The 14,183-nt window shown below is 47.3% G+C and carries 14 protein-coding genes; all 14 read left to right on the forward strand.

The features are described 5' to 3' along the window. On the forward strand, window positions 1-897 hold the full coding sequence (locus ACIFQM_RS14295; RefSeq protein WP_430039835.1) for an aminotransferase class IV: 897 nt from the start codon (window positions 1-3) through the stop codon (window positions 895-897). After that, entirely contained in the window at window positions 894-1,739 is an 846-nt protein-coding gene (gene folP, locus ACIFQM_RS14300; RefSeq protein ID WP_430039837.1) for a dihydropteroate synthase, read from the forward strand. Before ACIFQM_RS14295 ends, folP begins: the two co-directional genes overlap by 4 nt. 21 nt (window positions 1,740-1,760) lie before the next feature. After that, entirely contained in the window at window positions 1,761-2,123 is a 363-nt protein-coding gene (gene folB / locus ACIFQM_RS14305) for a dihydroneopterin aldolase (RefSeq protein WP_430039838.1), read from the forward strand. A 9-nt stretch (window positions 2,124-2,132) separates the two neighbouring features. After that, entirely contained in the window at window positions 2,133-2,681 is a 549-nt protein-coding gene (gene folK, locus ACIFQM_RS14310) for a 2-amino-4-hydroxy-6-hydroxymethyldihydropteridine diphosphokinase (protein WP_430039839.1), read from the forward strand. Beyond that, entirely contained in the window at window positions 2,633-2,833 is a 201-nt protein-coding gene (locus ACIFQM_RS14315) for a helix-turn-helix domain-containing protein (protein WP_430039841.1), read from the forward strand. Before folK ends, ACIFQM_RS14315 begins: the two co-directional genes overlap by 49 nt. 45 nt (window positions 2,834-2,878) lie before the next feature. Then, entirely contained in the window at window positions 2,879-3,907 is a 1,029-nt protein-coding gene (gene dusB, locus ACIFQM_RS14320) for a tRNA dihydrouridine synthase DusB (protein WP_430039843.1), read from the forward strand. A gap of 214 nt (window positions 3,908-4,121) precedes the next feature. Beyond that, window positions 4,122-4,598 (forward strand): transcription elongation factor GreA, encoded by a 477-nt coding sequence (gene greA, locus ACIFQM_RS14325; RefSeq protein WP_283654076.1) that lies wholly within the window; start codon window positions 4,122-4,124, stop codon window positions 4,596-4,598. A gap of 110 nt (window positions 4,599-4,708) precedes the next feature. Continuing rightward, window positions 4,709-6,235 (forward strand): lysine--tRNA ligase, encoded by a 1,527-nt coding sequence (gene lysS, locus ACIFQM_RS14330; RefSeq protein ID WP_430039845.1) that lies wholly within the window; start codon window positions 4,709-4,711, stop codon window positions 6,233-6,235. Between the two features lie 86 nt (window positions 6,236-6,321). Beyond that, window positions 6,322-7,662: a TrkH family potassium uptake protein gene (locus tag ACIFQM_RS14335; protein WP_430039847.1), complete on the forward strand. Its 1,341-nt coding sequence runs from the start codon at window positions 6,322-6,324 to the stop codon at window positions 7,660-7,662. Between the two features lie 292 nt (window positions 7,663-7,954). Then, window positions 7,955-8,482, forward strand: a complete 528-nt coding sequence (locus ACIFQM_RS14340; protein ID WP_430039849.1) for a hypothetical protein — start codon at window positions 7,955-7,957, stop codon at window positions 8,480-8,482. A 473-nt stretch (window positions 8,483-8,955) separates the two neighbouring features. Next, window positions 8,956-9,726: an enoyl-ACP reductase FabI gene (fabI, locus tag ACIFQM_RS14345; protein WP_430039851.1), complete on the forward strand. Its 771-nt coding sequence runs from the start codon at window positions 8,956-8,958 to the stop codon at window positions 9,724-9,726. Between the two features lie 12 nt (window positions 9,727-9,738). After that, window positions 9,739-11,199, forward strand: a complete 1,461-nt coding sequence (locus ACIFQM_RS14350) for a class I adenylate-forming enzyme family protein (RefSeq protein WP_430039853.1) — start codon at window positions 9,739-9,741, stop codon at window positions 11,197-11,199. A 57-nt stretch (window positions 11,200-11,256) separates the two neighbouring features. Beyond that, entirely contained in the window at window positions 11,257-12,480 is a 1,224-nt protein-coding gene (locus ACIFQM_RS14355; protein WP_430039855.1) for an aldehyde dehydrogenase family protein, read from the forward strand. Continuing rightward, the gene (locus tag ACIFQM_RS14360) at window positions 12,477-14,177 is read left to right on the forward strand and encodes a thiamine pyrophosphate-binding protein (protein ID WP_430039857.1); all 1,701 of its coding nucleotides are present in this window, start codon (window positions 12,477-12,479) and stop codon (window positions 14,175-14,177) included. Before ACIFQM_RS14355 ends, ACIFQM_RS14360 begins: the two co-directional genes overlap by 4 nt. Window positions 14,178-14,183: the final 6 nt, after the last annotated feature.

The following is a 14,183-nucleotide window of genomic DNA, read 5'->3' on the forward strand; positions in this document are numbered from 1 at the left end:
ATGAAATATATCGGAGTCAATGGCGCCCTCACGGAAGCCGCAGATGCCGTGATTCACGTAAGTGATCACGGCTTTTTGTACGGAATGGGCCTATTTGAGACCTTTCGTACCTACAAGGGAGTTCCGTTTCTGCTCGATCGTCATTTGCACAGACTGGCAGAGGGCTGCCAGATGCTGGGCATTCCTTTTCAACCGGACAAGAACCAACTTATCGCGCATATCCAAAGTCTGATGGCCGCGAATGGTCTGAACGAAGCATATATCCGCTACACCGTGTCAGCGGGCGAAGAGGTACTCGGCTTGCCATCTGGTGACTATACGCGCCCTAACCATATTTTGTTCGCCAAGCCGTTACCCGCTACGCATATAGAGGCCGTGGGAACAACTTCCATATCGGCGCTTCAGTTGTTGCGAACTCCGAGAAACACGCCCGAGGGCGAGGTTCGTTTAAAATCGCTCCATTATATGAATAACATTCTCGCCAAGCGGGAGCTTCAGCAGTACGCCACTGCCGTCCAGCATAAGGCTGAAGGGATGATGCTTACGGCAGACGGTTTCCTGGCAGAAGGAATGGTCAGCAACCTGTTTTTTGTCCGAAACGGTACGCTGTACACCCCAGATCTGTCCACAGGTATCCTGTCAGGGATTACACGCGGACTCCTTCTGGAGCTGGCGCAAGCGAGGGGCATCCGCTGTGAGCAGGGTCTATACCGTTGGGACGAGCTGCGGCTGGCTGATGAAATATTGATGACGAACTCCATACAGGAAATTCGGCCTGTGAACCTACTGCTGGAGCGGGATGGAACGATGCACCGGTTATCCGATGCCTGGAAACAGGCTGGTTCCATAACAGCTCTGCTGATACACGATTACAGAGAGAAAGCAGGGATGAATTGAACATACCGACCTTGTACCGACGAAGCTATCAGATGGGCGAGGCCAAGCTTACGCTCGGAGATTCCACATTGGTGATGGGTATACTGAACGTGACCCCGGATTCATTTTCCGATGGCGGATTGCACACTAGTCTGGAGATTGCCGTTTTACATGCCTTAAAGCTGGTGGAGGATGGAGCCGATATGATTGATATTGGCGGAGAGTCCACCCGGCCGGGGCATGATCCGGTAGGCGTGGAAGAAGAACTGGCACGTGTCATTCCGGTCGTACAGGCTATCCATCGTATTGCTCCGCACATTCCATTATCCGTGGATACTTACAAAGCTGAAGTAGCCCGGCAGGCGCTTGAAGCAGGTGCGCATATCATCAATGATGTGTGGGGGTTTAAGGCAGACCCTGACATGGCAAGTGTGGCTTCACAATTCGATTGTCCAGTCATTTTAATGCATAATCGTCATGACCGTAGCTATAGCGATTTTATACCTGATATGATAAATGATTTAAAAGAAAGTATCGGATTGGCGCTGGATGCAGGTGTACGTGCGGAACAGATTATTTTAGATCCGGGCATCGGATTTGCCAAAGATTATGACGAAAATATTCATGCTATGACTTCTCTCGATACACTAAGTCAGTTGGGCTACCCGCTGTTGTTGGCGACGTCACGCAAAAGATTTATTCGTACAGCGCTGGATTTGCCTGTGGATGATGTGGTTGAGGGCACTGCGGCTACTGTCGCCTTTGGCATTGCCCAAGGCTGTCAGATTGTGCGTGTACATGATGTTGCGCAAATCAAGCGCACAGTGCGTATGTGTGATGCGATGGTGTACGGGTCAAAATAAAAAAACAGGGGGACTACCACGATGGATAAAATAGTTTTGCATCGCATGGAGTATTATGGATATCACGGCGTTTTTCCTGAAGAACGCAAGCTGGGACAGCGTTTTTACATTGATTTGGAACTGGAGCTTGATCTGCGTGAGGCGGGCGAGCAAGACGCATTGGACAAAACGGTTAATTACGCTGAGGTGCATTACACCGTTAAAGATATTGTAGAAAAGGAATCTTACCAATTGATTGAAGCTTTGGGCGAACGTATTGCATCTTCCTTACTGGACACTTATACTAGTGTCAATGCACTGACTGTCAAAGTCACGAAGCCGCATCCGCCGTTCGATATTCATTTTGAGGGCGTGACGGTTGAGCTTTATCGCGCAAGAAAGTAGGAACGGTACATGAACGCACATTCGACCTCTGAGGCATCAGAGGCTTATATTGCTTTAGGGGCTAATTTGGGGGATCGTGAGCATACCCTGTATGAAGCCATCACGGCGCTGGACGAACATCCGGGTATACGGGTGCTGCGTTGCTCCAGCCTGTACGAAACAGAGCCTGTAGGTTATTTGGATCAGCCTTCTTTTTTGAATATGTCAGCAGCCATATCCACAACACTTGCTCCAGAGGAGCTTCTGGCCTTCATGCTGGAGGTAGAGAGTCATCTGGGTAGAGTAAGACATATTCCTAACGGTCCGCGCACTATTGATCTGGATTTGTTATGGATGGAAGCGGTGCAGCTCGCTACACCGGATTTGGAGCTTCCTCATCCCCGCATGCTGGAGCGTGCTTTTGTACTTGTGCCATTAGCTGATATCGTTCCGAACCAAGATCCATCCGGTCTGTACAGTATCGTGCATACTGCATTGAAATCATTGGATGGAAAGGACGGCATACAGTTTTGGAAAACAAGCAGCTGGCGCAACGGCTTCGCGCCTTTCGGAAGCTAAAAGGATTCACGCAGCAGGAGTTGGCTGAGCGAACCGGCATATCCTTGGCTGTGCTGGGTGCTGTGGAACGGGGCAACCGAACAGTAGAGCCTGACATGTTGGACATTATTGCCCGAACGCTAGAAATTGAAGTCCGGGAACTGACGGAATGACGATAAGTGTACGATATAAAAGAAGGAATAAAGGAGTGAACAGATATGTTGAAAATCGGCGGTATTGAAATGAAAAACCAAGTCGTCCTGGCTCCGATGGCGGGCGTGTGTAATCCTGCTTTTCGCCTGATTGCCAAAGAATTTGGCACAGGCTTGGTATGCGCAGAAATGGTTAGTGACAAGGCGATCATTCACGGTAACAAGCGCACGCGTGAGATGCTGTTCGTAGATGATCGCGAGAAACCGCTTAGTCTGCAAATTTTCGGGGGAGACCGTGAATCTTTGGTGGAAGCGGCTAAGGTCGTGGATCAGGAGACGAACGCAGATATTATTGACATCAATATGGGCTGTCCGGTTCCCAAGGTAACCAAATGTGATGCGGGTGCCCGTTGGCTGCTCGATCCCAATAAAATTTATGAAATGGTATCGGCTGTAGTGGAATCCGTGAGCAAGCCTGTTACCGTGAAAATGCGTATTGGTTGGGATAGCGAGCATATTTATGCCGTAGAGAACGCCCGTGCCGTAGAACGCGCCGGAGGTCAGGCTGTCAGCGTACATGGTCGTACACGGGAGCAATTGTATACGGGACATGCGAACTGGGATATTATAAAAGAAGTTAAAGAAGCAGTTTCCATTCCTGTAATTGGAAATGGAGACGTGGCATCACCGGAAGATGCCCGCCGGATGCTGGATTTGACCAACTGTGACGGTGTTATGATCGGACGCGGCGCTCTGGGTAACCCTTGGATGCTGTACCGTACGATTGAGTATTTGCAGACAGGTGAGCTTTTGCCTGATCCTTCACCGGAAGAAAAAATCCGCATTGCCATTCTGCATATGGACCGCCTGGTGGCATTGAAGGGTGAAGCTGTGGCTGTCCGCGAAATGCGTAAGCATCTGGCCTGGTACCTCAAAGGACTTAGAGGCTCTGCACGCATTAAGGACGTTGTTATGGAAGAAACGAAACGTGATGATATGGTACGTATTTTGGATGGCTTTGTATCCGGACTACACACGGTAGAAAATGATGAACATTCCACAGGGGCTGTTTCTCCTGCCGCCGTTGCGCAATAAGGAAGCTGTTTCTGCCTTTGTATGTGATTGACTTTTCCAATTACTTGCCCTATAATCGTTCAGTATAAAATCTTGATGTATGCTACAAATTGTATGCAGCTCTCAAGACAACAGCAGGAAATGTTCTCATTCCCTCAGAGTGGCATATTATGTTTTGAAAGCGTGCATTCCGATGCACTTTTAAACTTTTCCCATGACAGGAGAATCGGTTAAGATGAGCGATAAAGAAGTCATTCTGACACAGGAAGGTCTTAGAAAGCTCGAAGATGAGCTTGAGAACTTGAAGTCTGTCAAACGCCGTGAAGTGGCGGAACGGATTAAGGTAGCTATCGGATACGGGGATATCAGTGAAAACTCCGAGTATGAGGATGCGAAGAATGAGCAGGCTTTCATTGAAGGCCGTGTCATTACGCTGGAAAAAATGCTGCGTAATGCCCGCATAATCAATAGTGATGAAATTGAAACCGATGTTGTGGGAGTAGGCGCAACCGTCACAGTTGAGGATATGGAAATCGGAGATGTTACAGAGTATGCGATCGTAGGTTCAGCTGAATCGGACCCGCTCCAGAATAAAATATCCAATGAAAGTCCGCTTGGCAAGGCAATGCTCGGTAAGAAAAAAGGAACTGTTGTGGATGTCACCGTTCCAGCAGGTGTTATACAATATAAAATCGTGGATATCAAAAAATAAGACACAAACTTTGGAATTGAATGTAAAAGCTTCCTTGGGGGAGCTTTTTTTCTCTACACCCGGACGGACCCCGGCCCGTCTATTCATATTGAAGGAGCTGATTTAGCACCATGTCGGATGAAACTACTAACCAGGAACCTCAAGAAAATCGTGAGGAACTAAGCGAACTGCTGCAAATTCGCCGCGCCAAATTGGACGAGCTTCGCTCGTTGGGCATTGATCCTTTTGGTCGTAAATACATACGCACAGCTGAGGCGGGTGTACTGCTAAGTAAGTATGACAGTCTGACCAAGGAAGAACTGGAAGAAAAGAATATTGAAATTAGCATTGCAGGCCGTATTATGGCCAAACGGGTAATGGGGAAAGCCAGCTTTGCCCATGTACAGGATCTCAGTGGACGTATTCAAATCTATGTTCGTCAAGATACCGTGCCGGAAACTAAGTACAAAGCCTTTGGTATTTTGGATTTGGGCGACATTGTGGGGATTAAAGGCGTGCTGTTCAAGACCAAAACTGGGGAAACCACCATTAAGGTACTGGATCTTGAGGTATTGTCCAAATCGTTGTACCCGTTACCGGAGAAATATCATGGTCTGAAGGATGTTGAGCTGCGTTACCGTCAGCGCTACGTCGATCTGGTTATGAACCCGGAAGTACAAAAAACGTTCATTACGCGTTCCCGTATTATTCAATCCATGCGCCGTTATCTGGACTCGCTCGGTTATTTGGAGGTTGAAACGCCAACACTGCATTCCATCGCAGGCGGGGCGGCGGCCAAGCCGTTTATTACACATCATAATGCATTGGACATGCAGCTATATATGCGTATTGCCATTGAACTTCATCTGAAACGACTGATTGTCGGCGGATTGGAGAAAGTATATGAGATCGGTCGCGTTTACCGTAATGAAGGTATTTCCACTCGCCATAACCCTGAGTTCACGATGATTGAGCTGTATGAGGCGTATGCTGACTACCAGGATATCATGCAATTGACGGAAAACATGGTGGCTCACATTGCGCAAGAAGTGCTGGGTACACAGCGCATTCATTATCAGGGCCAGGAAGTGGATCTGACGCCGCAATGGCGCAGAGTATCTATGGTCGATGCTGTTAAAGAAGTAACAGGTGTGGATTTTGGAGCGCAATTGAGCAATGAAGAAGCTCATCGCCTTGCGAAAGAGCATAAAGTGCCGGTAGAGCCGCATATGACCTTTGGACATATCCTGAATGCCTTCTTCGAACAATTCGTAGAGGAAACACTCATTCAACCAACCTTTATTATGGGGCATCCGGTTGAAATCTCGCCACTGGCGAAGAGAAACGAGCAAGATCCACGCTTTACGGATCGCTTCGAGTTGTTTGTTGTAGCTCGTGAGCATGCCAACGCATTCACCGAGCTGAATGATCCGATTGACCAACGCCAGCGTTTTGAAGCACAATTGCTGGAACGTGAGCATGGCAATGACGAGGCTCATGAAATGGATGATGATTTTATCCGTGCCTTGGAATACGGTATGCCGCCAACAGGCGGACTGGGCATCGGCATCGACCGCTTGGTCATGTTGCTGACGGATGCTCCTTCCATTCGCGATGTGCTGCTTTTCCCGCATATGCGTAACCGTACGGTAGAATAACATAACATTATGAATATAGAGGATCAGCCGGGCTTCCCGTGTCTTGTTCCTCTTTTTCATAAGAACGGATGGAGAGAAGACTTCTAATGAAACGCAGCGTCAAGCTTGCCCGGTTTGCGTCGTCGCCTCCTTTTATATTGGTCATCGGATACTTACTGATTATTGCATTGGGCACTTTGCTGCTGATGCTTCCTATATCCAATCATAGTGGACATGCTCCGCATTGGATTGATTCGTTATTTACGTCCGTTTCCGCTGCTTGTGTCACCGGATTAGTCGTAGTAGACGTTAATTCAACTTATACGATGTTTGGAGAAACGGTCATCATGGTACTGATGCAGCTGGGCGGTCTGGGTTTTATGACCCTGGCGACCTTGTTTGCATTGCTGCTGGGGCGACGGCTATCGTTGAAGGATCGGTTGCTGCTAAAGGAAGCGATTAATGCCGACAGCATGGAAGGAATTGTGCGTATTATTCGCAAGGTGCTGATTTTTTCTTTTACCATTGAGGCGATAGCTGCTGTAGTCATGGCTTTGCGGTGGATGAGGGAGATGCCCGTCGGACAAGCGATATACTACGGAATATTCCATGCGGTATCTCTTTTTAATAACGGGGGATTTGACCTGTTCGGAAGCAGCTTCCAACGGTATGCCGGAGATTTTGTGTTCAATATAATTGCATCTGTGCTTGTCATTTCAGGAGGATTGGGCTTTCTTGTACTCAGTGATCTGTTCGATTTTCGCCGCACCCGCAGACTGAGTCTACACTCCAAAATGGTGTTAAGTGTGTCGGGTGGGCTTATTGTGATTGGGGCGCTGGTCATATTTATTTTTGAGTTTACCAATACACGAACCCTAGGCTCGCTGAACTGGGAAGGCAAAGTGTATGCATCGGTCTTTCAATCCGTATCTACGCGATCATCGGGTACCAGCACAGTAGATATCAGCGGGTTGAGGCAGGCTAGCCAATTCTTTATCATGCTGTTGATGATTATCGGTGCTTCTCCGGGCTCTACCGGGGGAGGAATCAAAACGACCACGTTCCTGCTGATGGTTGGTGCTCTAATTGCCGTCATGCGGGGACAGAAGGAAATAGTGTTCTTTCGCCACCGGGTGCCCAAAGATATTATGATGCGTGCGCTGACCATTATTGTATTGGCTCTATTCATCTTCTCCATTGTGGTCATGCTGCTCTTAATGACAGAGGATGCACCTTTTCTCTCACTTGCGTTTGAGGCTGCTTCCGCGATTGGAACGGTTGGTCTATCCGTAGGCGTGACCCCGGGACTGTCTGACGCGGGTAAGCTGATCATGTGTGTAACCATGTTCATTGGCAGAATTGGGCCGCTTACGATCGCTTATGCCATTCGTCCACGCTCCACCAAGACGCTATATCGTCGTCCCGAAGGACATATCGTAATTGGATAGCTCAATAGTATAAAAAGATGCACCCGTGCTGATGGACGCGGGTGCATCTTTTTTCATTTTACATCATCATCGTCTAATGTGCAGCATATCATGAAAAGTATCCAATTTGAGAAAATGAGGCGAAATGGGCGTGACAGAGACTATTTTTTTGTAGAAAAAAGGCTATTTGTTTCCTTTTATGTAATTATAGACAACATACTAGGAATATTATGTATAATATTGTATGATAGTGGGCATGAAAGGGGGATAGCTGAGGGGAATACCAATCTCAATTGGAAAGGAATTATCTATTATGTATTTATTTATTATTAGTGCTGAAGTTTTATTCTGGGTTTTTGTTGTTGCAGGGTTGATCGCAAGATATATGTTTGGCTTAAAGAAATTAGGCGGTCTTTTTCTACTGTGTACTCCTATTATTGATGTCCTGTTACTGATTGCGGTGTTTATCACGGTGAGCAGCGGCATGGAGATTACGACCGCTACTGGCCTGGCGGCTTGCTATCTTGGCATTACGGTGGCATTTGGTCATAGGTTAATTAAATGGGCAGATGTACGGTTCTCTCATTGGTTTGGCAAGGGGCCGAAGCCCGAACGCAAATATGGCGCTGCCCATGCAAAAGAGGAACGGACGGGGTGGTTGCTTCACCTGTTGGGCTGGGCTATCGGCAACGCTCTGTTGCTCGCCATCATTGTGTATGTAGATGATCCACAGCGTACGGTTTCCTTGGATGGCATTATGAGTACATGGGCAATTGTTCTGTTAATCGACTTTATTGTTTCCTTTAGCTATACTTTGGCTCCTAAGAAAAATAAGGCGTAGCCCTCAGCACACTCGGATGAAATAAGACCGATCAATCAGGATGTTCAAATCGGAAGGGGCATTGATGGTAAAAAATGAAGTTGTCACTTCCGGTGGTTTGCTGAGCTTTTACACTACTTTCGCTTTGACAGTCACCTCATTTTTGCCTCTCTACCTTTTCACTCGTATGGATTCCTTCCGATTTGAACACAGACCAACAGAAGCAGTTCAGATTATTTTTTCTTGAGCTGACAGACAGCTTGCATCATGTGTTCTCCTGACCTTTTTAAGAAGGAGAGTAATAAGACGATTTTATGTCTTGTAAATATATATGAATTTTATATGAATTCTTGAATCTGCTTAAAACGTCGATTGTTTAACTTTGGCAACTAACATGATAATATTCCAGAAAAGATTACATATGTCTATATATGTAGACATACGAAATTAAGTTGTTTTTTTGTCGAAAAATGTAAATGAGAAAGGTGGTTTCTGTGGCAGCACTGCTGAGTGGTAAGAACATTTTGATTATGGGCGTGGCTAATAACAGGAGTATTGCCTGGGGGACAGCCCAATCTTTAGCTGCTGAAGGAGCAAGGCTCATTTTTACTTACGAAAATGAGAGGGTCGCAGATCGGGTGTTAAAGCTCGTTGAAACGATTCCGGGATCCATTGTCTGTCCCTGTAATGTACAAAGCAGCGAAGAATTGGATGCACTGGCGGATTTTATAAAGGAGAAAGTAGGCGTCCTGCATGGCTATTTTCACAGTGTTGCCTATGCTAAGGCTGAGGATTTGGACGGCCTGTTCGTCGACACTTCTCGCGAGGGATTCGCCATTGCTCAAGAAATTAGTGCCTATTCTTTGGCTGCTGTTTCCCGACGAATTTACCCGCTGATGACGGAGGGTGGAAGTATCGTCACCATGACGTATATTGGCGCAGAACGAGCGATCAAGAATTACAACGTTATGGGTGTGGCGAAGGCTTCACTGGAAGCAAGCATGCGCTATCTGTCGAACGATCTGGGTACTTATGGTATTCGTGTCAATGCGATTTCGGCTGGTCCCATACGGACGTTGGCCGCATATGGGATTAAGGATTTTAGCACGATGCTAAAGCATATTGAAGAGACGACGCCCCTACGCAAGACGGTCGACACGTCCGAAGTTGGAGATACCGCGTTATTCCTATTTTCCCATTTATCGAGAGGCATTACGGGAGAAGTTATCCATGTTGATGCAGGATACCATATTACGGGGATGTAAGGAGGGAACGCTGTGCTTGTTACGCATACGGATTGCCGTATTATCTCACCTGAAGGGATTATGACAAGGGAGCGTCTGGAGCGGGATGTTACGATCTTCTCCCGTATGTTGGCTCTCCGAGGAATTCCTGAAGAAGGCAGAGTAATTCTGAAAGCGGCCAATTCTTATTATTTTGTTGTGTCTCTGTTCTCCCTGTGCAGCATTGCTGTTTCGGTGACTGTAGTGGACGAGCAGACTGTGCTTGATGAAATAGCTCAAATTTACGACGAAGCGGGTGCCTGCTGTATCCTGACCGATTGCGATCCAGGACTTTCTCATGCTTCTGTTATTCTGATTCAAGATCTAATCCAAGAAGAAGCAGTACACCCACATTGGGTTGGAGAGCCTGAGATTCATGGCATTGACTTTAACAAGTGGTGCGAGAGATCAGATGCTCTCATTCTGTATTCTTCAGGTACGACGGGAAAACCCAAGGGAATCGTGAAAGCTGGATCAGCCTTCATGGACAATATCAGGCATTCTATCCACGCCATGAACTACCTGCCGTCTGACCATATGCTCCCTGTTGTACCGTTTTCTCACTTCTATGGTGTTTCACTCATCTTCTCCTGGTGGTTAACCTCATGTTCTCTCATCATTTGCAATCCTAAAAACCTCTGGAGCGTCATTGCAAGTATTACGAAGGACCGGGCGACGGTCGTAGACGCTAACCCCTCAGCTTTTTACACCTTGTTGCGTATGCTAAACCGAAAACCCGAACAACTGGAAATGGTCAAGGAATCTCCGGTGCGCATGTGGTGCGTAGGCGGTTCCCCACTTACCCAAGACCTCGAAGAAAAATTTAACAACATATTTGGACAGCCCTTGCTGAATGGTTACGGTCTTTCTGAATTGGGCAACGTTACGCTGGGGACGCTGGAGTGTCCACAAGGTTGTGGCAAGCCGTTGCCGGGTGTGGATCTAAAAATACTAGATGCTGCTGGCGAGCAGCAGGCGGACGGCATCGTAGGCGAAGTGTGGATACGCAGTGCGGGATGCATGGAAGGCTACCTGAATCGTCCAGACCTGACGCAGTCGGTTCTACAGGACGGCTGGTTCAAGACGGGCGATCTGGGCTACCTGGATGACGAAATGCTGTATGTCATTGGCCGCAGCGGAAAGACGGTCAATCGGATGGGCTACATGGTATCTCCGGTCTATATCGAAGACCGGATTGGTTCGCTAGGTTACCGATCCTGCGTGATTACCTTGGAGGACGAGGCGAAAGGAACATTGCTTGTTGCATTCATCGAAAGCGAATCCTCGCAGGCCTTGTCTGTACTCCGCAAAGAGATGAATCGGGTACTTCCTTCATACATGTTTCCCGATCTTTTGCTTCCGCTCGCCCATTTTCCTTTAAATCGCAATGGAAAAGTAGATCGGCTGGAGATGGAGCATATTGCCATGGAGAAAGCTGCTTCTCGCAAAGTGTAAGTGTTGAAGAAACAAAATATTTACCAAAAACTGCATATAGGAAAGGGAGATTGCACCATGAGTATGAATCCGGAACTGGCAAAAAACACGCTTTTTTTGGAAAGGCATGAAGCAATTCTGAAGTGCCTTAATTATTTGATTGAGCATCGGCAGGAAGTGATGGATATTCTCACCCAATTTTCATCTTATCGGGCCGCCAATGCAGAAATTGATTCCACGATCCTCACACTACAAGGTGCTTTACAAGAAGTACAGACCTATCAGCCCTGCCTGCAACGATCTATGGCTGTATTTATGCCTTCTAACGTCGTTTTGTATTCCTATGCATTATACCTCTTGATTCCGTCCCTTTATGTTGAGAGTATAGACTTTCGTCCTTCTTCTCACGTAAATGAGTACGTCAACATGCTGCATGAAAAGCTCCAGGCTGTACATGGATTACCCATCTATATTCGTAAGGTTAGTCAGAGAGTTTTCATGGAAAATTCCGTTTTGCCAGCTGATATTGTGGTGTTCACGGGTAGCTATACCAATGCGGAGAAAATCAAAAAACAGATTCGAAAAGAACAGCTCTACATCTTTTACGGACAAGGGATAAATCCTTTCATCATTGGACCTGATGCCGATCTGGAGCTGGCGGTTGCCGATGTGATTCGAATGAGATTGTTCAATTCTGGACAGGACTGCCTGGGACCCGACATCATTCTGGTGCATCAAGATGTGACGGAGAATTTTAAAAACTTGCTAATTGAGCGGCTTGACCAACTGGTGTTTGGAGCCAACAATGATCCGAACGCGAGCTATTCCCCTATTTTCTATAAAGACACGCTGTATTCGGTTTCGGAATATTTTAATACGAACGATACGTTTATTATTTACGGCGGTGGCATTGATTTCCGTACGAAAAAGATGGAGCCGACGATTGTATATAGCGAGCTAGATCAGGATTTGGAGATTATTGAGTATTTTTCACCGGTCTTCAACGTGGTTAGCTACCGAGACGACGAGCAGCTAATCAAGCGTATTTCCTCCAGTTATTTCAGTGAACGTGCGATGGGCTGCAGCTTATACGGGTCTGAACACCTGACGGATGTCCTGCGAAAGAAGCACACCCTGACCATTAATGAGACGCTTGAGGATGTGGATCAGGGCAATAAGCCCTTTGGTGGCTATGGCACGATGTCAAACTATATTTTTTACGATTTCAAGCTCGTTTCGAAGCCCATTTTGATTTCAGAAATTGTCGCAGAATATTTGTCGGAAAAGAGGAGTTTGGTATGACTGTGAGCTTATCTCCCTGGGATGCCATCATTGGCTACTTAACATCGGCTGGAGTTCGGCATCTCTTTGGATTACCAAGTGATGATCTCAAAATCGTATCGTCACTCCCTTCGTCGGGTATGGATTTTATTCTGTGCAAAGATCAGCGCAATGCTGTGTTCATGGCAGCAGGCTATGCACTCACAACCAAACAGATGTCCGTATGTGTTGTAGGTAAAGGCCCTGCGCTCAGTAATACACTTACGGGGCTGCTGGAAGCGAAGAACCTTGGTGCTCCGCTTTTACTTTTGGCGCTTGGCACTGGAGGAGACAAGCTGGGTACCCGATCCTTTCAGGAGGCAGATCAAATCTCACTCGTGAAGCCGCTCGTCAAATGGGCTTACCGTGTCGAGCATGTGGATCGACTTGTATGGGCGCTGGAGCGAGCGGCTTTTTTGGCGATCAATGGGGCTCCAGGTCCGGTCTATATTGAACTGCCCGAAAACCTGATGGACCAGCCTGTGCCGACAGGGCTTCCGTTTATTCCACCAGAAAAGCTTTCGTGCTCTCCGTCTCTTCGGGAGCTGGATGCGGCATGGGAGATTATCAAGACTGCTCGCAGGCCTGTCATTTTGGTCGGAGGCGGGATGAAGTCCGTTACCAATGATGTAATCGGGATATTCGCTGATCTGTGCGGAGCAGCCTTGTTCGCAACCGCCTCGGGACGGAGCGCAGTTGATGAAGAGGACGAGCTTTTCTGTGGGGTGGCCGGGCTCTATACGGATCTCAGTCTGAGGCAAATCTGGAAGGAATCTGATGTAGTGATTGCGCTGGGCAGCCGATTGGAAGAAACGGCTACGTTTGAGTGGGATATTTTCCTAGAGGATACACCTTTAATTCAGGTCAATGTCGAGCTGGAGGATTTTGCACACGAATACCGGGGCATCAAAGTGCTTGGAGATGGATATGCAGCATTAGAGCAGTGGGTTCAACAGTACAGACATAAACATGATGGAGTGTGGCTTGAAACGATTAGAAGTTGTAAGCAGAAGGCATTTTCTAATAGAGCCATTTATCTGGAGAAGCTAAAAAAGGCCCCTGGAATTCACGTTCCAGAGCTGCTGGAGATTATTCAGACAGATTTTCCAGAAAAAATGGTGCTTGTTCAGGAAAATGGATTGCAGGATATGTGGTCTTACTTTTATCCATATTTTTTCTTCACGCAAGGTTCTCTTTCAATTGTTCCCAGTGACCAAACGAGCCTTGGATTCGGTGCGGCTGCTGCTTTGGGAGCAAGCCTAGCAACAGAACGTCCAGTAGTGGCACTGGTAGGGGACGGTGCGTTCAATCTCTTCTGTTCGGATTTTATGACGGCTGTGCAGTATCAAATACCGCTAATCTATCTCGTACTCAATAATGGCGGGTATGGTTGGTTGCAAAATCAGATGAATTATAAGCCCCTTTCAGGGCAGTCCCTCCCATTTGTTTCCGAGGCGGCCAAGACAGGAATCCAAATTCCACAGTATGAGTTTGTGGAAAGTCTTGCGATCCGGAGTAAGGGGGAGGCCCGGGAACAGCTTCAGCTTGCCTGGCAAAAGTATCAGGAGAAGAAGCTTGTGGTCGTCGAGGTATATGCTGATCTTGCGGATGTGCATGAGAAAATCAGTCATGTGTATGGCGACTTTCCTCTCTACGAGCAACAAGCTTCCAAGAATTAATTTCAG

Origin of the sequence: Paenibacillus sp. NRS-1782, assembly GCF_050467685.1 — a bacterium.
GTDB classification, from domain to species: domain Bacteria; phylum Bacillota; class Bacilli; order Paenibacillales; family Paenibacillaceae; genus Paenibacillus; species Paenibacillus terrae_A.